Origin of the sequence: Sphingobium sp. TB-6, from assembly GCF_012927365.1 — a bacterium.
Taxonomy (GTDB): Bacteria; Pseudomonadota; Alphaproteobacteria; order Sphingomonadales; family Sphingomonadaceae; genus Sphingobium.
Genome location: NZ_JABBGL010000007.1, coordinates 111347 through 135359 on the forward strand (window position 1 = coordinate 111347; position 24013 = coordinate 135359).

At 66.1% G+C, this 24013-nt stretch carries 22 protein-coding genes; 13 read left to right on the forward strand and 9 right to left on the reverse strand.

The window, feature by feature from the left end; all coding sequences use genetic code 11:
- Window positions 1-104 precede the first annotated feature (104 nt).
- From HHL26_RS11710 to HHL26_RS11720, 3 genes are all read left to right on the forward strand, one after another.
- Complete coding sequence (locus tag HHL26_RS11710; protein ID WP_066553115.1) at window positions 105-680, forward strand: peptidase S14; 576 nt, start codon at window positions 105-107, stop codon at window positions 678-680.
- A 42-nt stretch (window positions 681-722) separates the two neighbouring features.
- Complete coding sequence (locus tag HHL26_RS11715; RefSeq protein WP_066561234.1) at window positions 723-1349, forward strand: DUF1345 domain-containing protein; 627 nt, start codon at window positions 723-725, stop codon at window positions 1347-1349.
- A gap of 270 nt (window positions 1350-1619) precedes the next feature.
- On the forward strand, window positions 1620-2921 hold the full coding sequence (locus tag HHL26_RS11720) for an isoprenylcysteine carboxylmethyltransferase family protein (protein WP_066553122.1): 1302 nt from the start codon (window positions 1620-1622) through the stop codon (window positions 2919-2921).
- Window positions 2922-2989: 68 nt separating this feature from the next.
- On the opposite strand, the gene HHL26_RS11725 is transcribed toward HHL26_RS11720, so the two are convergent.
- The gene (locus HHL26_RS11725) at window positions 2990-4363 is read right to left on the reverse strand and encodes a glutamate--cysteine ligase (protein WP_169576119.1); all 1374 of its coding nucleotides are present in this window, start codon (window positions 4361-4363) and stop codon (window positions 2990-2992) included.
- A gap of 111 nt (window positions 4364-4474) precedes the next feature.
- Complete coding sequence (locus tag HHL26_RS11730; protein ID WP_066553126.1) at window positions 4475-5221, reverse strand: 16S rRNA (uracil(1498)-N(3))-methyltransferase; 747 nt, start codon at window positions 5219-5221, stop codon at window positions 4475-4477.
- A gap of 96 nt (window positions 5222-5317) precedes the next feature.
- Between HHL26_RS11730 and ubiA the strand changes: the two genes are divergently transcribed.
- Window positions 5318-6220 (forward strand): 4-hydroxybenzoate octaprenyltransferase, encoded by a 903-nt coding sequence (ubiA, locus tag HHL26_RS11735; RefSeq protein WP_066553129.1) that lies wholly within the window; start codon window positions 5318-5320, stop codon window positions 6218-6220.
- Complete coding sequence (locus HHL26_RS11740) at window positions 6217-7674, forward strand: phospholipase D-like domain-containing protein (protein ID WP_066553132.1); 1458 nt, start codon at window positions 6217-6219, stop codon at window positions 7672-7674. Before ubiA ends, HHL26_RS11740 begins: the two co-directional genes overlap by 4 nt.
- Before the next feature lie 45 nt (window positions 7675-7719).
- Here HHL26_RS11740 and smc read toward each other — a convergent pair whose 3' ends face one another.
- The 4 genes from smc to HHL26_RS11760 all read right to left on the reverse strand — a co-directional run bounded on the left by smc (window position 7720) and on the right by HHL26_RS11760 (window position 13406).
- A complete protein-coding gene (gene smc / locus HHL26_RS11745) occupies window positions 7720-11163 on the reverse strand; it encodes a chromosome segregation protein SMC (RefSeq protein ID WP_066553135.1) in 3444 nt (1147 codons plus the stop codon).
- A gap of 170 nt (window positions 11164-11333) precedes the next feature.
- The gene (locus tag HHL26_RS11750) at window positions 11334-12068 is read right to left on the reverse strand and encodes a thioredoxin domain-containing protein (RefSeq protein WP_066553137.1); all 735 of its coding nucleotides are present in this window, start codon (window positions 12066-12068) and stop codon (window positions 11334-11336) included.
- Window positions 12069-12112: 44 nt separating this feature from the next.
- Window positions 12113-12772 (reverse strand): thioredoxin domain-containing protein, encoded by a 660-nt coding sequence (locus HHL26_RS11755; RefSeq protein WP_066553139.1) that lies wholly within the window; start codon window positions 12770-12772, stop codon window positions 12113-12115.
- A 91-nt stretch (window positions 12773-12863) separates the two neighbouring features.
- Window positions 12864-13406 carry a DUF721 domain-containing protein gene (locus HHL26_RS11760; RefSeq protein WP_066553145.1) on the reverse strand — a complete coding sequence of 181 codons (543 nt, stop codon included), beginning with the start codon at window positions 13404-13406 and terminating at the stop codon, window positions 12864-12866.
- Window positions 13407-13432: 26 nt separating this feature from the next.
- Between HHL26_RS11760 and HHL26_RS11765 the strand changes: the two genes are divergently transcribed.
- Genes HHL26_RS11765 through HHL26_RS11780 form a run of 4 tightly spaced genes read left to right on the forward strand, consistent with a single transcriptional unit; the run spans window position 13433 to window position 17589 of the window.
- Window positions 13433-14503, forward strand: a complete 1071-nt coding sequence (locus HHL26_RS11765; RefSeq protein WP_066553147.1) for an A/G-specific adenine glycosylase — start codon at window positions 13433-13435, stop codon at window positions 14501-14503.
- The gene (gene nudC, locus HHL26_RS11770; RefSeq protein WP_066553150.1) at window positions 14490-15410 is read left to right on the forward strand and encodes an NAD(+) diphosphatase; all 921 of its coding nucleotides are present in this window, start codon (window positions 14490-14492) and stop codon (window positions 15408-15410) included. The genes HHL26_RS11765 and nudC overlap by 14 nt, the downstream gene beginning before the upstream one ends.
- A gap of 48 nt (window positions 15411-15458) precedes the next feature.
- Window positions 15459-16805 (forward strand): TldD/PmbA family protein, encoded by a 1347-nt coding sequence (locus tag HHL26_RS11775; protein ID WP_066553152.1) that lies wholly within the window; start codon window positions 15459-15461, stop codon window positions 16803-16805.
- Window positions 16792-17589, forward strand: coding sequence for an inositol monophosphatase family protein (locus HHL26_RS11780; protein WP_066553155.1), 798 nt, complete (start codon window positions 16792-16794; stop codon window positions 17587-17589). The genes HHL26_RS11775 and HHL26_RS11780 overlap by 14 nt, the downstream gene beginning before the upstream one ends.
- A gap of 139 nt (window positions 17590-17728) precedes the next feature.
- On the opposite strand, the gene HHL26_RS11785 is transcribed toward HHL26_RS11780, so the two are convergent.
- Window positions 17729-18442: a GDSL-type esterase/lipase family protein gene (locus HHL26_RS11785; RefSeq protein WP_066553157.1), complete on the reverse strand. Its 714-nt coding sequence runs from the start codon at window positions 18440-18442 to the stop codon at window positions 17729-17731.
- Between the two features lie 117 nt (window positions 18443-18559).
- Between HHL26_RS11785 and HHL26_RS11790 the strand changes: the two genes are divergently transcribed.
- Window positions 18560-19516, forward strand: coding sequence for an acyltransferase (locus HHL26_RS11790; protein WP_066553160.1), 957 nt, complete (start codon window positions 18560-18562; stop codon window positions 19514-19516).
- A gap of 4 nt (window positions 19517-19520) precedes the next feature.
- Here HHL26_RS11790 and HHL26_RS11795 read toward each other — a convergent pair whose 3' ends face one another.
- Complete coding sequence (locus HHL26_RS11795) at window positions 19521-20030, reverse strand: hypothetical protein (protein WP_066553162.1); 510 nt, start codon at window positions 20028-20030, stop codon at window positions 19521-19523.
- Between the two features lie 63 nt (window positions 20031-20093).
- Complete coding sequence (gene purD / locus HHL26_RS11800) at window positions 20094-21377, reverse strand: phosphoribosylamine--glycine ligase (protein WP_066561237.1); 1284 nt, start codon at window positions 21375-21377, stop codon at window positions 20094-20096.
- A gap of 7 nt (window positions 21378-21384) precedes the next feature.
- On the opposite strand from purD, the gene xseA reads away from it, so the two are divergent.
- The 3 genes from xseA to HHL26_RS11815 are packed head-to-tail and all read left to right on the forward strand — an operon-like array spanning window position 21385 to window position 23978.
- Window positions 21385-22881 (forward strand): exodeoxyribonuclease VII large subunit, encoded by a 1497-nt coding sequence (gene xseA / locus HHL26_RS11805; RefSeq protein ID WP_066553165.1) that lies wholly within the window; start codon window positions 21385-21387, stop codon window positions 22879-22881.
- A 34-nt stretch (window positions 22882-22915) separates the two neighbouring features.
- The gene (locus HHL26_RS11810; RefSeq protein ID WP_066553168.1) at window positions 22916-23125 is read left to right on the forward strand and encodes a DUF2093 domain-containing protein; all 210 of its coding nucleotides are present in this window, start codon (window positions 22916-22918) and stop codon (window positions 23123-23125) included.
- Window positions 23126-23141: 16 nt separating this feature from the next.
- Entirely contained in the window at window positions 23142-23978 is an 837-nt protein-coding gene (locus HHL26_RS11815) for a M23 family metallopeptidase (protein WP_066553173.1), read from the forward strand.
- Window positions 23979-24013 lie beyond the last annotated feature (35 nt).

The window sequence follows — 24013 nt, forward strand, 5'->3', positions numbered from 1 at the left end:
GGGCCTCTCCCGCGCCGCGCCAGTCAAAAGCGATGGGGGACGGCACCATTTGCGGACCCATGCGTAGAGCAGCGGCGGGGATATGCCAAAAGGAACCGTTTTTCATGTCGATGCAGGCGCCGCTGCTGGACCCCAAGGATTTCGAATATCCCGCGATCATGCTGTCGGGCATTGTCGATCACGGCATGTATCTGCATTTCCGCAACTGCCTGTCGTCGGCGCCGCAGCAGGGACTGGTGGTGGTGGAGATCGCCACCCTGGGCGGCGATCCGGAGATTGCGCGGATGATGGGGGAGGATATCCGCTTTCATTCCGACCTCTATCCAGACCGGCGGCTGGTGTTTCTGGGCAAGACGGCGGTCTATTCGGCGGGCGTGACCTTCATGGGCTTCTTCGCCGCGGAAAACCGCTATCTGGCGCGGGGAACGCGGCTGATGATCCATGAGCGGATCATCACGCGGGACATCCATCTGGAAGGACCGCTATCGACCTGCATCGCCTCGCTCAAGGCGACGCTGCATGAGATCGAGGCGTCGATCGCGATCCAGAATGAAGGCTTTGCGAACCTGATCCTGGGATCGCGGGTGTCGATGGAGGAGCTGCGGACGCGCGCGCCCGAAAACTGGTATCTGGAGGCGAATGAGGCGCAGGCGCTGGGGCTGATCGCGGCGGTGATATAAAGCGGCTTGTGCGGGGCGCCGATTATGCCTTTGATGCGCGGCATGATCCGGTCGCAAATCTTCCCCTGGCGTTATGGCATGTTCCTGACCCTGCTGGCGAGCATGGCGCCGTTCGGGTTCCTGCTGCCCTGGCATGAGGCGGTGATGGCGGGATTCGACGTCGCGGCGCTGGCGTTCATTCTGTCCGCATGGCCATTGTTCGACGCCGATCCGGATTCGATGCGGCGCAAGGCGGCGGACAATGACGCGAACCGGCAATTGATGCTGCTGCTGACCGCGATCGTTTCGGTGGTGATCCTGATCGCCGTGGGTGTCGCGGTCAGCCAGCATGGCGGGCCGAAGGGGCCAGTGATTGCGTTGCTGCTGGGGACGCTGGCGCTGGCCTGGCTGTTTTCCAACCTCGTCTATGCGATGCACTATGCGCATATCTTCTATCTGGCCGGCGAAAAGGGCGGGGATAGCGGCGGGCTGGATTTCCCCGATACGCGGGAGCCGGGCTATTGGGATTTCCTCTATTTCGCCTTCACGCTGGGGATGACGTTCCAGACGTCCGACGTGGCGGTGACGAATCGGGGGATGCGGCAGACGGCGCTGTTCCATTGTCTGGCGGCGTTCGTGTTCAACCTGGGGATATTGGCGTTCACGATCAATGTGCTCGGAGGGGGGTAATCGGGGGCACCGGAAGAGGGTTTTGGCCAATTGCTGACGCGTGATATCCGTTCGGGCTGAGCCCTTCGTCTGCCTGCCAAGGCAGGCGCTCAGGATAAACTTGCCTTCGGCAAGTCGAAGCCCTCAGCCGAGCGGAGCGAGGCTCCCATGCTTCGCCTTCGCTCAGCAGAGCCCTTCGACAAGCTCAGGGCAAACGGAAACGGAAGGTCCACCTTCCACCCCAATCCGGACCTTCGGGGGTTGTTTACCAATTTTCGCTAACGCGGCGGCATGAGCGACAATGCCGATCCCTGTCCGAAATCCGCCGTCAGCCACGGCGTCGGCATAGCCGGGCTGGTGGGATTGGGGCTTTGGACGCTGGTGGCGCGGCATTATGGGATGAATGGGCCGAATGCGGGCTTTGCCGCCGTGGCGGCCTGTGGCGTGCCGATGGTGCTGTGGTCGCTGCTGGTCGACAAGGTGCATCGGCGCGCATCGACCGGGATCGACTGGACCGCGCCGGCGCGGCCCTGGCGGTCGGTGCTGGACGTCAGCATCGTCAAGATCGCGGGATTGTGGGCGACATGGCTCGCCATCGCGGTCTTTTATTGCGTTGCCCGTTGGTATTGGAGCGGGGATTACCGCTTTTCCATGGATCTGTTCAGGGGGGCGGCGCCCTGGTTGCTGGCGGCGTCGGCGCCTTATGTGATCTGGCTGGACCGGCGGCTGGTCGAGCCCAAGGATGCGAGTTACGCCTTCGGCCAATGGGTGATCGGTGGGGCGGCGGGGGTGCCGGATCGCGTCGAGGTCGCCCATCATGCGCGGGCCTGGGCGGTGAAGGGCTTTTTCCTGGCCTTCATGCTGTCGATCGTGCCGGGCAATTTCGCCAGCGTGGTGGAATGGCGGATCGAGGACGCCTTCAGCCATCCGGTGGCTTTGGCCGGGTTCCTGATCGCAGTCATGTTCATGATCGACGTCTGTATGGCGACCGTGGGCTATTTGCTGACGTTGAAGCCGCTGGATTCGCATATCCGCACGGCCAATCCGCTGCTGGCCGGGTGGGTGGCGGCGCTGATCTGCTACCCCCCCTTCGTGCTGATGGGGAATGGCGGGCCGCTCGATTATCATGCGGGCGGGGCGGAGTGGGATGTCTGGACGCAGGGGCATGGCGTCTTGCAATGGATTCTGGGCGGATGGTTGGTGTTGCTGACCGCTGTCTATGCCTGGGCGACGGTGGCTTTCGGGTTGCGCTTTTCCAACCTGACGCATCGGGGGATTTTGACGCACGGCCCTTATCGCTGGACGCGGCATCCGGCCTATCTGTCGAAAAATCTCTTCTGGTGGTTTTCCGCGCTGCCGTTTCTGAGCGTGTCGGGAAGTTTGACCGATGTCGTGCGGAACTCGGCGCTGCTGGCGGTGACCAATGCGGTCTATTTTTGGCGCGCGAAGACCGAGGAGGCGCATCTGCGGGCGGATGCGGAGTATCGGGCCTATAGTGACTGGATGGAACGGAACGGCGCGGTGCCGCGGTTTTTTGCCTGGGTCGTGGGGCGGAAGGTTCGGCAGGGAGGCGGGGTTCAGCCTGCGGAGTGAGCGTTACGCAACACCCTCATTCATAAGGCGTTTTATCCTTCTCCCATCAAGGGAGAAGGATAAAATCGTCAGAAGCTTTCTTCGGCGTAGATTTTGCTGAGGTCGCCTTGCCATTCGCCATGATAGCGGGCGAGCAGGCGTTCGGCGTGGGTCTGGCCCGACGCCACGATCTCGTCCAGCGGGGCGAGATAGCCGGTTTCGTTGTCGCCTGAGGCATTGAGCCGGGCGCGGGCGGAAAGGCCGCTACGGGCGATGTTGAGGACTTCGCCTGCTATGTCGCGCAGCTTGCGCCCGCCTGCGACGGGGGCGTCGAGGGCCAGTTTCGGCACGGAATCGCGCAGAACCTGCCGTTCCTCCATGCTCCAGTCCTTGACCAGATCCCAGGCAGCGTCGAGCGCGCCTTCATCATAGAGCAGGCCGACCCACAAAGCGGGCAGCGCGCAGATGCGGTTCCAGGGGCCGCCGTCCGCGCCGCGCATTTCGAGGAAGCTCTTCATCCGCACTTCGGGGAAGGCGGTGGAGAGATGGTCTTCCCAATCCTTCTCCGTCGGCTTTTCGCCGGGAAGGACGGCCAGCTTGCCTTCAAGGAAATCGCGGAAGCTGTGGCCCGCGGCGTCGATATAGCCGCCGTCGCGATAGACGAAATACATCGGCACATCGAGCGCATAGTCGGCATAGCGTTCATAGCCGAAGCCGTCCTCGAACACGAAGGGCAGCATGCCGGTGCGGCCGGGGTCGGTGTCCGACCAGATATGGCTGCGGTAGGAGAGGAAGCCGTTGGGCCGCCCTTCCGTGAAGGGGGAGTTGGCGAACAGCGCGGTCGCCAGCGGCTGGAGGGCCAGGGAGACGCGGAACTTCTTCACCATGTCCGCCTCGCTGCCATAGTCGAGGTTGGTCTGGATGGTGCAGGTGCGCAGCATCATGTCGAGGCCCATCGACCCCACGCGCGGCATGTGGCGCAGCATGATGTCGTAGCGGCCCTTGGGCATGATGGGCAGCTCTTCGCGCGTCTTGTCCGGCCACATGCCCAGGCCCAGGAAACCCAGGCCCAGCATGTCGCCCACATATTTCACCTGTTCCAGATGGCGGCTGGTTTCCGCGCAGGTCTGGTGCAGATTTTCCAGCGGCGCGCCCGACAGTTCGAGCTGCCCCGCCGGTTCCAGGCTGATCGTGCCGTCGGTGCCGGAAAGGGCGATGATATTCTCGCCCTCGAACACCGGATTCCAGCCATAGCGGGTGAGCCCGATCAGCAGCGTGTGGATGCCGCCCCGCTCGTCATAGCTGGGGGCGTGATGATCCTTGCGGCTATAGACGAATTTCTCATGCTCGGTGCCGATGCGCCAGCGATCCTTGGGCTTGGCGCCCTTGGCGAAGGCCGCGATCAACTGGTCGCGGCTCTCGATGATGGGATCGTCGCCCCCTGAGTCTGTTCTGGTGCTCATGCCCCGCCTTAATCTATCCCCCGGTTGCGGCAAAGGCGCAACGTTCGGCGCTCAAATAGGCTGCGTTGATGACGGCTTCAATCCCATTGCGGAATGAAACCCGAAAGCAGGTCATTTCCAGTCGCCGTTTATCGTCATCCAGGCCGTGGTCGCGGCGATGGCGGCGGTTTCGGCGCGCAGGATGCGGGGGCCAAGCGAAACGGGCACGGATTTGGGGTGGGCGCGGATCGCATCGCGTTCGGCGGGGTCGAAGCCGCCTTCGGGGCCGATCAGGAAAGCGGCGGGGCCGGCATGGGCTTTCAGCGTATCCGCCAGCGGTTCGCCGCCGGTTTCGTCCGCGAAGAACAGCCAGCGGTCGCCGGGCCAATCCCTGAGCAGCGCGTCGAGCTTTGTCATTTCATGGAGGTCGGGGAGGGCGGTGCGCCCGCATTGTTCGGCGGCCTCGACCAGATGGGCGTGGAGGCGGTCGAGGTTCAGCTTGTCCACCACGGCGCGGCGGGTGAGCACGGGTTGCAGCCGCGCCACGCCCAGTTCGCAGGCCTTTTCCGCGATCAGGTCGATGCGGCCCTTCTTGATCGGCGCGCAGCAGAGCCAGAAATCAGGGACGGCTTCGGGTGGCCTGGTCTGGCTGATGACCTCCAGCACCAGGTCTCGTTTGCGGATGTCGCGGGCTTTCGCCGCCCATTCGCCCGAGCGGCCGTCGAACAGCAGGACGATATCGTCCGCCTTCACCCGCATCACGCTGATGAGATAATGGGCCGGATTGCCGTCGACCGGCACGGCGACGCCCTCGCCCAACGGGGTCTCTACGTGGAGGCGCGGGGCGCTTTGTGGCGGCCAGGCGGGGGTTGCGGTCATTTTGTCTCTTCCATTTGGGACGCGCTTGTCGGCGCGACGTTCTTCCCTAAAGAGAAGGGGAGGGCTTCGACAAGCTTTGGCCCGAACGGAGTTGGTGTGAATCAGACGATCGTCCCCGACAGCGAAGCGCGTGGTTTGGTTGCGCGCCTGCCCGATGTTCCGCGTGCTCTGGCCTTGCTGGCGCGGTTCGACCGGCCGATCGGCTGGTGGTTGCTGTTCTGGCCGGGCGCCTGGGCGGTGGCGTTGGCAGGGGAGGGCTGGGCGCATTGGCCGCTGATCCTGTGGTTGCTGCTGGGCAGCGTCGCCATGCGTGGGGCCGGATGCGTGTTCAACGATATCGTAGACCGCGATCTGGACCGTCAGGTGGCGCGGACGGCTTCGCGGCCTTTGGCGAGCGGGGCGGTGTCGCTGAAGACCGCCTGGGCCTGGCTGTCGGCGCTCTGTCTGGTCGGGCTGGTGGTGCTGCTGCAACTGCATCTTCATGCGCAGCTCGTGGCGCTTGGGTCGCTGGCGCTGGTGGCGGCCTATCCCTTCATGAAGCGGATTAGCGGATGGCCGCAAATATGGCTGGGGCTGGTCTTTTCCTGGGCCGCGCTGGTCGGGTGGACCGAGGTGGCGGGGACTCTCACCGTACCGGGACTATTGCTCTATGGCGGCTGCATCTTCTGGGTGGTGGGCTACGACACCATCTATGCGTTGCAGGACCGGGAGGATGACGCGCTGATCGGCATCGGATCGAGCGCCCTGTCGATGGGCAGCCATGTGCGGGGGGGGGTGACGCTTTGCTATGCGCTGGCCTTGGCGTTGTGGGGGAGTGCGATCTGGCAGGTCCGGCCGCAGGGGCTGGCGTTGCTGGCGCTGCTGCCGATGGCGGCGCATCTGGGCTGGCAGGTGGCGACTTTGAAGGAGGATGGCGTCGATCCCCTGGCGAAATTCCGGTCCAATCGCTTTGCCGGGCTGCTGATGTTCCTTGGCTGCCTGGTGGTAGGCAGCGCATGAGCGCCCCCCGGCCGGGAGAGGATTGCTGGCGCATCGAGCGCGCCTCGAAGGCGAGCGTGATCGTCGATGCGGATGCCTATTTCCGCCACGCCCGCGCGGCGATGATGAAGGCGAAGAAGCGGATCATGCTGATCGGCTGGGACTTCGACGCCGCGATCAGCCTGATTCGTGAGGATGAGGCGGCCGATGGCGCGCCCGTGGTCATCGGGGATTTCATAAGCTGGCTGGTGGAACGGACGCCGGAGCTGGAAATCTTCCTGCTGCGCTGGGACGTGGGGGCGATGAAGTCGATGGTGCGGCCGTCGAACCTGTTCACCACCGTCCGGTGGATGGCCAATTCGCGCATCACCGTGAAGCTGGACAGCCATCATCCGACGGCGGCTTCGCATCATCAGAAGATCGTGGTGATCGACGATTGCTTCGCCTTTTGTGGCGGGATCGACATGACGGCGGACCGCTGGGACACGCGGCATCACCGCGACGACGATCCGGGACGGCGGCATCCGGACGGGTCGGCCTATGGGCCGTGGCATGATGCGACGACGGCCTTGCAGGGGCCGGTCGCGGCGGCGCTGGGTGACCATGCGCGGGCGCGGTGGAAAGGCGCGGGCGGCGAGGAACTCGCGCCGGTCGAGGGCGTGGAGGATTGTTGGCCCGATGCGCTGCCGGTGCAGTTCGAGGATGTCGACGTCGCCATTTCCCGCTCCGCCCCGGAGATGGAGGATCAGGAGCCGCTCTTCGAGATCGAGCGGCTATATGTGAACCAGATCGCGTCGGCCCGACGATATATTTACGCGGAGAGTCAGTATTTCGCGTCCCGCCGTATTGCCGAGGCGATCGCGGCACGGCTGGGCGAGGAAGACGGGCCGGAAATCGTCATCGTGAACCCCGATCAGGCCGATGGCTGGCTGGAGCAGCAGGCGATGGACACGGCGCGAGCGCGGCTGTTCGAGGCGTTGAAGGCGCGGGATGCATATGGGCGCTTCCGGCTCTACCATCCTTTCACCGCGCGAGGGGAGCCGATCTATGTCCATGCCAAGGTGCTGATCGTCGATGATCGGGTGCTGCGGGTCGGGTCGTCCAATATGAACAACCGCTCGATGCGGCTGGATACCGAATGCGACGTGACGATCGATGCGGCGCTGCCGGCCAATGCGGGGCGGGAGGATGCGATCCGGGGGATTCGCGACGATCTTGTAGCCGAGCATCTGGATTTGCCGGTCGAGCGGGTGGCGGCGGTGATTGCCGAGCGCGGCTTGATTGCGGCGATCGAGCAGTTGCGGGACAAGGCGGGGCGGACCTTGCGGCCCTATGTGACGCCGGATCTGAGCGATGTACAGGCATGGCTGGCGGACAATGAGGTGCTGGACCCCGAGGGACCGGGCGAGATGTTGGAGCCGATTGCCGAGAGGGGATTATTCCGGCGGATGCGCGGATGGATGGAGCGCGGGTAAACCGGATAATGGTGGGTGCTCCTGCGAAGGCAGGAGCACGTAGCTTTACTCCGCCGCCAGCAGCGCCTCAGCCCCGCCCAAATTCACCGAGACGAGGCGGCTCACCCCTCGCTCCACCATCGTCACGCCGAACAGGCGGTGCATGCGGGCCATCGTCACCGCATTGTGGCTGACGATCAGATAGCGCGTGTCGGTCTGCCCCACCATCACGTCGAGCAGATCGCAGAAGCGCTCCACATTAGCGTCGTCCAGCGGGGCGTCGACTTCGTCCAGCACGCAGATCGGGGCGGGGTTCGTCAGGAACAGGCCGAAGATCAGCGCGACGGCGGTGAGCGCTTGTTCGCCGCCAGAGAGCAGGGTGAGCGCGGCCAGCTTCTTGCCCGGCGGCTGGGCCATGATCTCCAGCCCCGCTTCCAAGGGATCGTCGCTGTCGATCAGTTCCAGATGCGCTTGGCCGCCGTTGAAGAGGGTGGTGAAGAGGCGGCGGAAATGGCCGTCCACCGCCTCGAACGCGGCGAGCAGGCGCTGGCGGCCCTCGCGGTTCAAACTGCCGATGGAACCGCGCAGGCGGTTGATGGCCTGGCTCAGTTCCTCGCTTTCGGCGCGGCTGTTGGCCTGGGTCGCTTCCAGTTCCTCCAGTTCCTGCGCGGCGACGAGGTTGACCGGGCCGATGCGTTCGCGCTCGGTAACGAGGCGGTCATGCTCGGCCTGTTCGGTCTGTGCGATGCGGATGTCGGCGCTGGCGAAGCCCAATTTCTCCGGCAGGACCGGGGGTGGGCATTCGAAGCGTTCGCCCGAAAGGCGGTTGGTTTCGACGCGCTTTTCGTCAGCCGCTTCGGCGCGGGCGACGGCGGTGGCGCGGGCTTCGCGGCATCCGGCGAGGGTTTCGCCAGCTTGGGCGGCGCGCTGCTCGGCGGTGCGCAGGGCGGCTTCGGCTTCGCTTTCCTCGCGGCGGGCGGTGTCGGCGGCTTGGGTCAGTGCGTCGCCTTGTTCGCCAAGCGTCGCGATGGCGGCGGCGAGCTGGTCCGGCTGCTCCGCAATGTCGGCGCGTTCCTGGGCGATGGCCTCGTTACGGTCGACCATGGCGGCGATGCGCTTGGCGGCTTCGCCTGCGCGGGCGCGCCAGCCCTTGGCCTCGGCATCGGCGGCGGCCATGCGTTCGCGGTCGCTGGCCAGAGCGCGGTCGGCCAGCGCCTGGTCGGCCTGAAGCTGGCTGACGGCAAGGCGGGCCTTTTCGCTGGCCTGTTGCAGCGTGGTGGCGAGGGTGCGGGTTTCCTCTCCGTCCGGCATGGCGGCGCGGGCGACTTGTGCCTTGTCGTGTTCGGCTTCAGCGGCGTCGAGGTCGGCGCGGGCTTCGGCCAGCCGTTCCTCAATCGCTTCGCGGCGGCCGGATAGGCGTTCGAGCGCGGTCGCGGCTTCGTCGGCGGCGCGCAGGGCGGTGCGCAGGCGCTGGTCGGCATTGGAGAGTTGCGTACGGCCGGTGGCAAGGGTCTGGGCTGCTTCGCGCTCGCAGGCGGCGGCAGAGTCCTGCGCCATGCGGCCGGCATCGACCTCGGCCTCAATGGCGGGACGGGCGGCGGCGATGGCGTCGAGGCGGTTGATGCGAATCAGGCGCTCGGCGGCGGCTGCGCCGCCTTCGATGGCGAGATAGCCGTCCCAGCGGCGGAGCTGGCCGTCCTTGGTGACGATCCGTTGGCCTACGGCGAGGGGATGGCCTTCGTCACTGTCCGTGACCGCGACCTGCGCAAGGCGGCGGGCAAGTTCCGGCGGCGCGGTCACATGGGTGGACAGCGCCGTGCAGCCCGCGGGCAGTGCGGGATCGCTGTCGAGCGGGGCGGCGCCTGCCCAGCGGCGTTTGCCTGTGGTGGCGATAGGGGCTTCCAGATCGTCGCCCAGCGCGGCGGCCAGGGCGCGTTCATAGCCGGGGGCGGCTTTGAGCTGGTCGAGTGCGCGGCTGCGGTTGCCGGTGCCGCTTTCCACCGCCCGTTTTAGGGCAGAGGCTTCGCTGTCCAGCGCGGCGAGCCCGGCGCGGGCGGAGGCAAGCGCGGCTTCGGCGGTGGCGCGGGCTTCGGCGGCTTCGGCGCGAGTGGTTTCGGCGGTGCGGATCGCGGCTTCTGCTGCGTCACGGTCGGCGCCGGCTTGTTGTTGGGCGGTGAGTGCTTCGGTGCGCTTCTCTTCCAGCGGGGCGGCATCGGGTAGGGCGGCGGCCTCGGATTCGAGGCGCTGGGCTTCGCGGACCGCACGGTCCAGGCGGCCGCGCGCGGCGGCGAGGGCTGCGTCGGCAACGCGCAGTTCCGCCTGCTCGCCAGCCTGCTTGGCCATGGCTTTCGCCAGATCGAGTTCGGCGTCGCGGGCGGCGTCCTCGGCGCGGGCGATGCGGCCGGCGAAATCGGGGCGCATCGCTTCGGTTTCCGCGATGCGGCCTTTCAGCACGGTGATTTCGTCGGTGAGGCGGGCGATCGCTTCGGCCGCGTCATTGGCGAGCGTGCCTTCCCGCTCCCGGTCCTCTTCCAGACGGGCGGCCTGCTGGGCAAGGTCGTGGAGGCGGCGGACCACGCCGTCGCGTTCGGTGCGCAGGGCGGTAAGCTTGTGGCCCGCCTCGCTGGCGGCATCGCGGGCGGTCTGGGCGGCGGCGCGTTTTGCGGCAAGCGCTTCGACGGCGGCATTGGCGTGGACGGCGGCAGCCTGCTGGGCTTCCTGCGCGGCGGCGACGGCGGTTTCGGCCTGCTTCGCCTCGGCGCGAGCGGCATCGGCGCTGGCGGCTGCTTCGCGCCAACGGGCAAAAATCACCCGCGCTTCGGCAATGCGGATCTGTTCGGACAGGCGGATATAGCGCTCTGCCGCCTTGGCCTGACGGCGCAGGCTGTTGGCGCGGGCGTCCATGTCCGATAGGATTTCGTCCAGCCGCATGAGGTTGGCTTCGGCGGCGCGCAGCTTCTGCTCGGCATCCTTGCGGCGGACGTGGAGGCCGGAAATGCCCGCCGCTTCCTCCAGCATGGCGCGGCGTTCCTGCGGGCGGGCGGCGATGACGGCGGCGATGCGGCCCTGGCTGACCAGAGCTGGACTATGTGGCCCGGTGGCGGCATCCGCGAAGATCAGCGACACGTCCTTGGCGCGGACGTCGCGGCCATTGGCTCTGTAGGCGCTGCCCGCGCCGCGTTCGATGCGGCGGGTGACTTCCAACTCGCCGTCAGCCGCGACTTCGACCGCGTTGAACAGTTCGCCCTGTTCCTGGATGGTGAGCAACGAGACTTCAGCGAAATCGCGCTGGGGGCGGGTGGAGGTGCCCGCGAAGATCACATCCTCCATGCCGCCGCCGCGCATCGACTTGGCGCTGGATTCGCCCATGACCCAGCGGATCGCTTCGAGCAGGTTCGACTTGCCGCAGCCATTCGGCCCGACAATGCCGGTGAGGCCGGGTTCGATGCGCAGTTCCGTCGGGTCGACGAAGCTCTTGAAGCCGGAAAGTTTGAGGCGCCTTATCTGCATCGTGCAAGATCAGGGCAGCGCAAAGCCGCCCCGCGGCTGGCCCCTTTCGGGGCCAGCATGTTGCCCGTGATTTCCGAGCCGCCAGATGTTGCCATCTGGCTTGAAATCACTTTAGCGGAAACCCGCATCGATGATGTCAGCCCCCTCTTATTCAATCCCAAATCCCTGACTTAGAGTCCCGCTTCCTTGAGTTTGGTGCGCAGTGCTGGCCAGGCGGCGGTGTTTTCGACCATCACGCCGTTCAGGATGAAGGTCGGCGTGCCTTCGATCTTATATTGCTGGTTCGCCTCTTCCACGCCCTTGGCCAGCTTTTCGGCGGCGGCGGTGTCGGCCAGGCATTGCTTCGCCTGATCCTCAGCTATGCCGCGCTGCTTGGCGAAATCGACCAGGCCGACGGCGGCGGCCAACTGGCCGAAGCGCTGGGCCGGGGGCGCGCTCATCAGCGCCTTGTATTTTTCGTCGCCCAGCGCCTGCGCCTTTTCGAACATGGCGTTCTGGTTGCCGAAAAACTGTTCGGACAGCGGATAGAAGATGTCCTTGCCGCCGCAGCGTGCCAGCAGCGCCGTCGAAATGTCGATCGGGTCGCGCACATAATTGCGGAATTCGAAGCTCATCTTGCCGCTGTCGACGATCTGCTTGATCTCTTCGGCCGATTCAGCGGCGAAATCGCGGCAGTGCGAGCAGGTGTAGGAGCCATATTCGATCAGCTTCACCTTCGCATTGGGATTGCCCATGACGAAATGGCCTTCGGGCGTGGCGGCAATGGTTTCGGACCATTTGGTGCCTGCCGGCGCGGCGACGGCGGCGACCGGTTCGGCGGAGGTGGCGCTGCCCGCATCCTTCTTGCCGCAGGCGGCGATGGTCAGGCTAAGGGCGATGAGAGCAAGTCCGGAAAGGGCTTTCACGTTATTTTGGCTCCGTTTGTCGGGCGTTATCGTGCACGTTTAGATCAGGGCAATGCCGCCTGCAACCGCGTCCAGTCGGAACCGTGAACCAACGTGCCGTTCACCGTGAACGCGGGCGTGCCGGTGATCTGCACCTTGTTCCAGGCTTCGTCGGTCATGGCGAGGATCTGCTTCATCGACGCGGGATCGTTGATGCAGGCGTCGAGCTGTGCGGGCTTGTAGCCGCGCTTCGCCATCAGGGCGTAGAGTCCGGTCTTCTGGCCGATGTCGCGCAGGGCAGCCTTTTGTTCGGTCGGCTTGGTCGCGTCCTTTTCATAGGCCATCAGCTTTTCCATCCAGGCGTCCTGATTGGCGAACAGCGCTTCGTGATTGCCGAAGAAACGCTTCGGACCGCCGCAGCGGGCGAGCAGGGCGGCGGTCAGGTCATATCTGTCGCGCACGGCGTTGCGGACTTCGACGCTCATCTTGCCGCCCTTCACATAATTGGCCCGCAGCGGTTCGCTGGCCTCGCCCACGAAATGGGCGCAGTGGGAGCAGGTGTAGCTCACATATTCGACCAACTTGGTCGGCGCGGCGGGATTGCCCAGCACATGGCCGCCGATCGGGGACAGGACGATCTGATTCAGCCAATTGGCGGCGGGGGCAGCGATGAGGGTCGCGGGGATGGCGAGCAAAGTGAGCAACAGCAATCTGAGTTTCGTCATGCGGTGGTCCAGTGAAACGCCGCCCCTGTCACGGCTGAGGATGGATCGAATCGAGGTGCGATGTGCGCCGACGCGTCCCGGCACCTCGAACTCAGCTGATCTTGGGCAAACCATTGGAATTGGCAAGCCCCTGCGCCAACGATTCCAACACGGCGCGCAGTTCGGGATCGCCAATGTCGCGGAGCGAATCGCCCAGTTCCACCGGAATGGGCTTGAGGTTGCGCGGCGGCGGGCGGCGTTCCGGCTCGCGGGGCTGGGTCATGCCCTGCTTCATTGAGACCTTGGCGACGGCGGCATAGCCGAAGAAGCGGTTCACCCGGTCGATGATGTCGGGCAGCACATGCTGGATCATCGGCGCATGGCCGCTCATGACGGTGAGCTGCAACGTGCCCCCGGCTTTCTTGCCCGCCGGGAAGCGGATCGATTCGGGTTCGCTGATCCCGGCATAATGGAGCCCGACGATCTCCGCCCAGCGGGTAACGATGCTGGACTGGACGAAGCCGAATTTGCGGAAGGCGGCGGCGCCGATGGCGGGCATCAGGTCCGCGATCCGGCGCGGGGCGCCGATGCGCGGGCGTTCCTCCGCCTGTTCCTTGCGGCTTTTCATTTTGGGAGTCGCGGGGCGTTCCGTCATGCCTCGCTTAATGGCATAGGGGCGCCATGCGCGTCGAGGGTAACATCCAGAAAATAGCATCCGATTTGCTCGCCCATTATGACGTCCATGCGCGCAGGCTGCCCTGGCGCGCGGCGCCGGGGGCCAATGCCGCCGATCCCTATCGGGTGTGGCTGTCGGAGGTGATGCTCCAGCAGACGACGGTGGCGGCGGTCGGGCCTTATTTCGCGAAGTTCACGGATCGCTGGCCTGATGTGGCGGCCCTGGCGGCGGAGGAGGATGCCGAGGTCATGGCCGCCTGGGCGGGGCTGGGCTATTATGCCCGCGCCCGTAATCTGCTGGCCTGTGCGCGGGCGGTGGCGGGCGAGCATGGCGGGGTGTTTCCCGATACCGAGGACGGACTGCGCGCCCTGCCGGGCGTGGGGGCTTATACGGCGGCGGCGGTGGCGGCGATCGCCTTCGGGCGGCGCGCCGTGGTGGTCGACGCCAATGTCGAGCGGGTGGTGGCCCGGCTCTTTGCCATCGCGACGCCTCTGCCTGCGGCACGCCCGGAGATTCGGGCGGCGACCGACAGCATCACGCCCGATCTGCGCGCCGGGGACTTTGCGCAGGCGATGATGGATCTGGGCGCGACCATCTGTACGGCGCGCAATCCCGCTTGCGGGATTTGCCCCTTGCGGGAGGATTGCGCGGCTTTCCGGACCGCCGATCCTGCCGCTTTTCCGGTCAAGGCCGCGAAAAAGGCCAAGCCGCATCGGCTGGGCCATGGCTGGTGGATCGAGCGGCCGGACGGACATGTCTGGCTGGTGCGGCGGCCCGATAAGGGGATGTTGGGCGGCATGCGCGCGCTGCCTTCCTCCGAATGGAACGACGCGCCCGATGCCAGGCCGCCGCTATCCGCCCGCTGGCGGCAGGCGGCGGAGCCGGTGGCGCATGTTTTTACGCATTTCTCCCTCGCATTGACGGTCCACCATGCCCATGTCGGGCAGGACGTGACCCCACCCGGCGAGGGTGAATGGTGGCCGGTGGCCGAAATCGGGAAGGCGGGCCTGCCGACTCTTTTCGCCCGCGCCGCCGAAGTGGCGATGAAGGAGAGGATGGACGATGCACGGCTCTAATGCCCCGGAATCGCAGCTTGTGGCCTTTGGCGGGGGGCGGTTGGACCGGGTCGATCATATCCGCAGCAATCCTGCCCTGCTGGCGGAGGCCTTTGCCTCTCCGCTGGCCCGCCGTGTCGTGCTGGAGGGACTGGAGCCAGTGGTCGAGGGTGGCCATCTGGTGATGGAGCCGCTGCCCGACGATGCCTGGATCGAGCATCATGCGCTGCTGGGCGTGGATGAGCGGCAGCGGCCGATCTTCGCGGAGCTGCTCGCGGATGCGCCGGACAGCTTCTTCGCCACGCCGCGCAGCCGGGCATTGGCGGGCGAGGTGCCGGGACATGAGGTCGCCCTCTACGGCACGGCGCGCAGCCTGCTGGCCTGGCATGCGCGGCACCGCTTCTGTTCCGTGTGCGGGCAGCGCACCGCCCCGGTCAAGGCGGGCTGGTCGCGCCGCTGCGGTTCCTGCGAGGCCGAGCATTTTCCCCGCGTCGATCCGGTCGTCATCATGCTGGCCGAGCATCGCGGGCGGGTGTTGCTCGGGCGGCAGCATAGCTGGCCGGCGGGGCGCTATTCGGCGCTGGCCGGCTTCGTCGAGCCGGGCGAGACGCTGGAGGAAGCGGTCGTTCGCGAGATCAAGGAGGAGGCGGGCGTCGCCACCCATAAGGTGCGCTATGTGACCAGCCAGCCCTGGCCCTTCCCCTCCTCGCTGATGATCGCCTGCATGGCGCAGGCGGATGACGATGCGCTGAAGATCGACGAAAATGAGATCGAGCATGCCTTCTGGTGCGATGCGGAGGGGGTTCGGGCTGCGATGGCCGAAGAGGAAGGCGCGCCCTTCGTCGCGCCGCCGCCGATGGCGGTGGCCTGGCATTTGCTGAAGCACTGGCTGGATGGGCAGGTTGCCGACCGTGAGCCAAGCGCGTAAGGCCGCCCATTCGCCCTGCATGCCCCATTACAGGAAACGACACAGCCCATGCTCAGCCTAGAAGAAGCCCAGTCTCGCGCGCAGGATCTGGTGACGGCGGCGCGCCGGGCAGGTGCGGATGCGGCCGACGCCATCTATGCCTGCAACGCGTCGACCAATGTGTCGGTGCGGCTGGGCGCGCTGGAGGATGTGGAACGGTCGGAGGGCGAGGAAATCGGCCTGCGCGTGTTCATCGGCCGCCGCTCAGCGAGCATTTCGGCGTCGGACATGAATCCGGCGACGCTGGCGACTTTGGTCGACCGCTGCATCGCCATGGCGGGGCAGGCGCCGGAGGATCCCTATGCCGGGCTGGCTCCCGAAGACCGGTTGCTGAAGGAGGCGCTGCCCGCGCTGGACCTGGCCGATCCGTTCGAGCCGGAACCGGCGGACCTCAGGGCACGCGCCATGATCGCGGAGGAAGCGGCGCGTGCTGTGCCGGGCGTCACCAACAGCGAGGGCGGCGGCGCGGCGACCGGGCGGAGCCAGATGGCGCTCGCCACCAGCCATGGCTTTGCCGGAGCCTATGCGGGGACGAGTCATTCGACCTGGGCGAGCGTGCTGGCCGGGACCGGCGCCGACATGCAGCGCGACCATGCCAGCCACAGTGTCCGCCATATCGAGGATCTGGACGATGCCGATGCGGTCGGCACCCGGGCGGGGCATCGCGCGGTGGCGCGGCTCAATCCGGTGAAGGTGGGAAGCGGCGTGATGCCGGTGATTTTCGACCCGCGCATCGGCTCCAGCCTGGTCGGTCACTTGATCGGCGGCATGGTCGGCCCGGCGATCGCGCGGCGGTCCAGCTTCCTGCTGGACTCGTTGGGCGAGGCGCTGTTCGATTCGGGTGTCACGATCATCGACGATCCGCTGCGGCTGCGGGGTCTGCGTTCGCGGCCCTTCGACGGGGAAGGCCTTCCGGTCGAGCGTCGCGCGCTGATCGACAAGGGCGTGCTGACCGGCTGGCTGATGGACAGCGCCTCGGCGCGGCAGTTGGGGCTGGAGCCGACCGGCCATGCCAGCCGTGGCGGCAGCGGCGCGCCGGGCGCGGGCGTCACCAATGTGCATATGGAGCCGGGGACGGTTTCGCCCGGTGAACTCATGGCGGATGTGAAGCGTGGCCTCTACGTCACCGAACTGATCGGCATGGGCGTCAATGGCGTGACCGGCGATTACAGCCGGGGCGCGGCGGGCTTCCTGATCGAAAATGGCGTGGTGGGTCAGGCCGTGTCGGAAATCACCATCGCCAGCAATTTGAAGGCCATGTTCCGGGCGCTGGTGCCGGCCGATGACCTGGTCTTCCGCTATGGCATGAACGTGCCGACGATCCGCATCGACGGGATGACCGTTGCCGGCGGCTGACATCCCCTTGCGCGATGTGGTTGCCGTCGTTTCGGATGCGGCGGACCGTGCCCTGACGCTCTGGGCGGGCGGGGAGACGCGCGTGCGCCAGTGGGAGAAGGTTCCCGGCCATCCAGTGTGCGAAGCCGATCTGGAACTGGACGCGATGCTGCGCGAGCGGCTCTATGCGATCGATCCGTCGGCGGGTTGGCTGTCGGAGGAGACGGCGGATACCGTGCACCGGCTCGACCTGCCCCGCGTCTGGGTGGTCGATCCGATCGACGGCACGCGTGACTATCTGCGCGGGCGGCCTGGCTGGGCGGTGTCGGTGGCGCTGGTGGAGCATGGTGCGGTGCGCTTCGGCATATTGGCGGCGCCTGCCCGCAATGAGCTGTGGATCGCGCAGGCGGGCGCGGGGGCGACCCGCAACGGGCGTATCTTGCAAGCGGGCTCGCGTGCCCTGCTGCCGGGTTCACGCGTACCCGCCGATCAGCTTCCCCGCTATGACCGCGATCTCGTCACCGTCGACAAGCCCAACAGCATCGCGCTGCGCATGGCGATGGTCGCGGCGGACGAGGCCGATCTGGTCGCGACGGTTCGCTGGGGCAATGAATGGGATGTCGCCGCTGCGGCGTTGATCGCTGAGGAGGCGGGGGCGATCGTCACCGATGCGCTCAGCAATCCCTTTTCCTTCAACCGGCCGCAGCCCACCGCCTTTGGGTTGTTATGCGCCGCGCCGGGGATTCATGCCGCGGCGGCGGAGCGCCTGGCGCCGCGTGCGCGGGAGATATTGGGGCGGGGCTAGGGGTTAGGTCTGCCAAGCGATACGTGCTCCTGCGAAGGCAGGAGCCCAGATCAGACGGTGGAACTGGGCTCCTGCCTTCGCAGGAGCACGATACGCTTCACGGAAAGCAGCGCGAAGCAGACCGTCCACCCTCCACCTATCAAGGCGTGCAGCGGCGTACCGTCTCGGGTGGCAGGATTTCGCTCAGCCGCTGGCGCACAACCCCGGCCCAGATGCGGTATCCGGCCGGGTTCATATGCACCCCGTCGGGCCGGTAATTGTCGCCCAGCTTCCCGTCCTTCAGCAGCGGCGTGGTGATGTCGGCATAATAGGTCAGCGGAATCCGGTCGATCAGCCTTTGCGCCGCCGCGTTGAACAATAGCTGGTTGCGGAAGATCGAACGGCGCGTGGGGCTAGGCTTCATCGACAGCACCAGGACCGGCACGTCGCCCATCATCCGGTTGCGCAGATCGAGGAAGTAGGCGAGGTCGCGGATGACGGTTCGGACCGCGATGCCGTTGGCGATGTCGTTTTCGCCGGCATAGAGGATGATCGCCGCCGGCTTGTGGTCGTCCGCGGTATTGGCGAAGCGGGGCAGGATTTCAGCGAAGGTCGCATTGTCGATGCCCCGGTTATGCGCCAACCATGGCGCCATGTCCTGGTTGAGGCTGGTCCAGCGGTGCATGGACGAACTGCCCACGAACCAGAGCGAGCAGGCGCTTTGTCGCGGGTCGTCGTTCGGCAGCGTCGCTCGCGCATCGCGGTAATGGCCGGCCGCCAGCCAGCCGCCGAAGATCAGGCAGAAGACGAGAACCGCCAACCCGATCTTGGCAAAAGGCGAGGCGTCGAGGCGTTGCAGCAGCGGCGTCTTCATCGAAAGATATATGTAGAGTTTTTTTTCGGCTGCAAAGCCATATTCGTTTCTTTTTCTTAACGATGTCGCAACCCTATCAACGTTAATGTTCCGACCGGGGCGCTAGGGCAAAATTACGTGGGCAAGAATCCGTCGATCGACCTGCTGAAAGGCGTGCTGATCCTGCTCGTCATGGGCGGGCATGTGATGGAGCTGACCGGCGGCCATGATCTGGCGCTGTGGGTCGGATCTGGTTTCCGCATGCCCTTGATGGTCGGCATTTCCGGCTATTTGCTCAACGTCACCCGCACCCGTGCCGATTCCACCCAGCTTCTCATGTCCCGCTACGGCCGGCGGATGCTGCTGCCCTGGGCCTTTGCCGGGCTGGTCTATATGGTTGCCAGCGGAGAGGCGCTGCACTGGACCACGCCTTTCGACCTGATGTTCCGGCCGCCCTTCCACCTCTGGTATGTGCCGACGCTGTTCTTCCTGATCATGTTGACGCGGCTGTTGCCCTTCTCGCCGCTGGTCCTGCTGGCCATCGGCACGCCGGTCAGCCTGGCCGTCATGTACAGCTTCGGCCTCAATCACGGTCCGATCGGGCACAGCCTGTTGTCGATCGACAGCCGGTTCCTGCGCTATCCGGTCTATTTCTTCTTCGGCATGCTGATGGCGGAGCGGCGCGTTTCGCGACGTTATCTGCCGATTGCCGGGGCCGTCGCGCTGCTTGGCATCCTGTGGTGGTCGGGGCTTTACGATGCCGACGATGAGCTGGCTTTCGTGCCGGCGCGGCTGCTGATGTGCCTCGGCCTGATCGCGCTGTTGCCGATGCTGTCGGTGCTGCGGCTGGACTTTGCCCCAGTCAATGCGATCGGGCGCGACAGTCTGTTCTTCTATCTCTGGCACCCGTTGGTCATGGGCGTGGTCATCATGACTGGAGTGGGAGCGGTGGCGACGCTGGCGCTGTCGATCCTGCTGCTGGCATTAGGCAACCGCCTTGCGGCGTCGGGGACGCTGCTGCCGCTGCTGTTCGGCAGCGTGCCGCAGGGGCGCACCGTGCGGACCACGCCCGCAAAAGCGCCCTTACCGGCCTGACTGTTCAGATTTTGCCATATTTGGCTTCGAACCCGGCGACGTCGCCGGCGGCGAGATATTTCGCCTGGTCGATCCACTGGTCGCGCACCGGACGGCCCTTGAAATTGCCTAGCTTGGCGTCGATTACGGCGATGTCGGTATCGTTCCAGCCCGCGATCTGCGCATATCGGGTGACGCCCAGCTCGATCAGCAGCGTGTTGAGCTTGGGGCCGATGCCCTTCAGCTTCAGTAGGTCGTCCGCATCGCCGGACGGCGTGGTGACGGCGGGCGATGTCGGGATCGGCTCCGGCGCGGGCGTCGGTTGAGCCGGGGCAGCGGCGATGGGTTCGGGCGCCACCGGCTCGACCGGTGCGGAGACGGACGGAGCGGCGACCGGCGCGGCAGGCTTCTTCGCCTCTACAGCGACGGGAGGCTCGCTCGGCCTGTTGCGCCCGGACAGCAGGAAGACGATGCCGATAAGGACCAGCAGCGCGATCAGCAGCCACAGGCCATAGTCCATGAAAAATTCTTGCATCGCTCGTCCCTCCCTGTCCAACTTTGCTTTATTTAAGAGCGCTTGAGTGCGCGCTGCAAGGGATCAGTGCGAGGCATCCTCCCGCGCGACTTCCCGCCAGCCAATATCGCGGCGGCAAAAGCCGGTCGGGAAGCCGATGGCGTCGACCGCCTTATAGGCCGCCTCCTGTGCTGCCTTCACCGTGTCGCCGGTCGCGGTGACGTTCAACACGCGGCCGCCATTGGCGATGATCGTGCCGTCCTTGTCCGCCGTGCCCGCGTGGAAAACACGCGCGCCGGTGGCTTCCGCCGCGTCGATGCCGGTTATCGCGCCGCCATTTTCCGGGGTGCCGGGATAGCCGTTCGCGGCCATGACGATGGTCAGCGCGGTGCGGTCCGCCAGTTGCACCGGCCCCTGACCGGCCAGCCGGCCTTCCGCCACCGCCAGCAGCAATTCCCCCAGATCGCCGTCGAAGCGCATCATCAGCACCTGGCATTCGGGATCACCGAAGCGGGCATTATATTCGATCAGCTTTGGCCCTTCGTCGGTCAGCATCAACCCGGCATAAAGAACGCCGCTATAGGGCGTGCCTTCGGCAGTGAGCGTTTCCACCGTGGGGCGGATGATCTTCTCGATCACTTCCGCTTCCAGTTCCGGGGTCAGCACGCGGGCGGGACTATAGGCGCCCATGCCGCCGGTATTGGGGCCGGTGTCGCCATCGCCCACGCGCTTGTGGTCCTGCGCCGATCCGAAGGGCAGGATCGCGCTGCCGTCGGTCAGGGCGAAGAAGCTCGCTTCCTCGCCGGTCATGAACTCCTCCAGCACCACTTCCTCGCCCGCCGCGCCGAACGCGCCGGAGAACATGGAGTCGAGCGCCTCCAAGGCTTCTTCGCGGCTTTCCGCGATGATCACGCCCTTGCCCGCCGCCAGGCCGTCCGCCTTGATCACCACCGGCAGCGCGAAATCGTCGAGCGCGGCGATCGCGCCATCCTTGCTGGTGACGCGCTCATAGGCGGCGGTGGGGATGTTGGCGCGCTTGCACAGATCCTTGGTGAAGCCCTTCGAGCCTTCGAGCTGCGCCGCCTTCTTGCCGGGACCGAAGACCGGATAGCCCTTCACCCGCAGATTGTCGGCCAGCCCGTCGACCAGCGGCGCTTCGGGGCCGATCACCACCAGGCCGATGCTGTGGCGCAGGCAGAAATCGACCACGGCGCGATGATCCGTGGCATCGAGGTCGACCAATGTCGCATGCTGGGCTATGCCGGGGTTGCCCGGCGCGGCATAAAGGGTGGTAAGGGTAGGCGATTGCGCCAGCTTCCACGCCAGCGCATGTTCGCGGCCGCCGCCGCCCAACAGAAGGATGTTCATTTCGCCCATGTCCCCGGAAGATGAAGCTGGTTTCGATGTCTCGGGGCGCCTGTTAGCCGAGGAACGCGCAGGGGACAACGCGCCGCCGCTGTCGGTGAGCGAATTGTCGTCCCTGTTGAAGCGCGCGGTCGAGGACCGTTTCGGCCATGTCCGCCTGCGCGGCGAGATTTCCGGGTTCAAGCGGGCGGGGTCTGGGCACATCTATCTGTGCCTGAAGGACGACAATGCCGTGATCGACGGCGTGATGTGGAAGGGCGGCGCGGCCCGCCTGCCCTTCGCGCCGCAGGACGGGGTGGAGGTAATCGCCACCGGCAAGCTCACCACTTATCCCGGCCGCTCCAAATATCAGATCGTGATCGAGCGGATGGAACTGGCGGGCGAAGGCGCGCTGATGGCGCTGCTCGAGAAGCTCAAGCAGAAGCTGGCGGCGGAGGGGCTGTTCGACCGGGATCGCAAGCGCCGCCTGCCCTTCATGCCACGCGTCATCGGTGTCGTGACCTCGCCCACCGGGGCCGTGATCCGGGACATATTGCATCGGTTGGAGGATCGCTGCCCGACGCAGGTGCTGCTCTGGCCGGTGCTGGTCCAGGGGCAGGGCGCCGCCGAGCAGGTGGCGCGGGCGGTGCGCGGCTTTAGCGACATGCAGCCCGGCGGGCTTTTGCCGCGTCCCGATCTGGTGATCGTGGCGCGTGGCGGCGGCTCCATCGAGGATCTGTGGAGCTTCAATGAGGAGATCGTCGTCCGGGCGGTGGCCGAATGCTCGATCCCGATCATCTCCGCCGTGGGGCATGAAACGGACACGACGCTGTGCGACTATGCCGCCGACGTGCGGGCGCCCACGCCCACGGCTGCGGCGGAAATGGCGGTGCCGGTCCGGGCCGAACTGCTGGCGATGCTGACCGAGCAGGGGCTGCGCATGGATCGCGCCGTGCGGCGGGGCGCCGCGCAGGCGCGGGAACGGCTGGAAATGCAGGCGCGGCTGATGCCGACGCCGGATATGCTGCTCAGCCCCCAGCGGCAGAAACTGGACCAGATGTCGGATGGTCTGGTGAGCGGGTTGCGACATCGCGTTGCCGATGCCCGTGCCCATCTGGGGCAGGCGGGCGGGGCATTGCGGCCTGCCTTGCTGCGTCAATATGTCAGCCGCGCGGCCGAGCGCGTCGACCGGCTGCGGCTGCGCCCGGATTATCTGACGCGGGTCTATCAGGACCGGGCGACGACATTCGACCGGGTTTCGCGCCTGTTCACATCGGTCAATCCGGACCTGCCGTTGCAGCGCGGCTTTGCGCGGGTGATGGCGGGCGACCGGCTGGTGAAATCGGTGGCGGAGGCCCAGGCTGCGGGGGCCGTCAGCCTGCACTTCCGCGACGGCGCGGTGGGCGCGAGCATCGAAGGCGGCGCGCCTCTTGAGAAGCCGTCCGCCGAGGCTATATCGACTCCGTCCCGCGCGCCGCGCAAGCCGCGTGAGGGCAAGGGAACGGACCAGCAGGATCTGTTTTCCTGATGACGCCATTGCGCAAGAAAGGCCGAGTGACCCCATGCTGATGTCCAACCGCGATCGCCCGGCCCGGCTGCACTATATGGCCTACAGCTTCCGCATCCTGCAGGCGGGCGACCATGTCGTCTGCGCCGTCAGCGGGCGAAAGATCTCGCTGGAGGATTTGCGCTACTGGAGCATCGCCCGGCAGGAACCCTATGCCAGCGCCGAAATCTCCGCCCAGGCCGAATTGAAGGCGCGTGGCCTGTAAAATGTCGGGGTCGTAAATGAAGAGTTGGATTGCCGCCGCTGCGCTGGCGATGGCCGGCGTGACGGCTGCGTCTTTCGCAGCGCCGCCCGCCGCGGAACTGCTGTTGACCGGCGTGCCCATTCAGGGCGGCACCTTGCTGGGGACGGCGCCCAAGGGGACGGTCGAACTGCGCTTCAACGGCCAATTGGTCCCCGTCGATGCCGATGGCCGCTTCCTGATCGCCTTCGACCGCGATGCCGTGCCGCAGGCCCGGCTCACAGGGCGTCTGGTCGATGGCACGCTGCTGGACCGCGCCCTCGCCGTCGCGCCCCGCGACTGGCGGATCGAGCAGGTCGACGCACCACTGCGCCCGACGAAAGATACGGAAGCCTTCCTCGCCCTGCGCAAGCCGGAACTGGAGCAGATCGCCGCCGCCCGCGACATGACGACGGACGCCAGGGGCTGGCGCCAGCGGTTCATCTGGCCGCGCATCGGCCGCGTCTCCGGCCTGTTCGGGTCGCAGCGCGTCTATCAGGGGCAGCCGGGCGCCTATCATAGCGGTGTCGACGTTGCGGGCGCCACGGGCGATCCTGTCGTCGCCCCGGCCGACGGCGTGGTGATCCTGGCCGCCGATCACCCCTTCACGCTGGAGGGTAATCTGTTGATGATCGACCATGGCCATGGCCTCAACAGCGCCTTCCTGCATCTCTCGCGGATCGACGTGATTCCCGGGCAACATGTGATTCAGGGACAGCGCATCGGCGCGATCGGAGCCACCGGCAGGGCCACTGGACCGCATCTTCATTGGGGAATGAAGTGGAATGACGCGCGGATCGATCCGCTTTTGCTCGCCGGACCCATGCCGCCGAACTGACGTAATATTTCACGGAACTATAATTTTATTCGTGT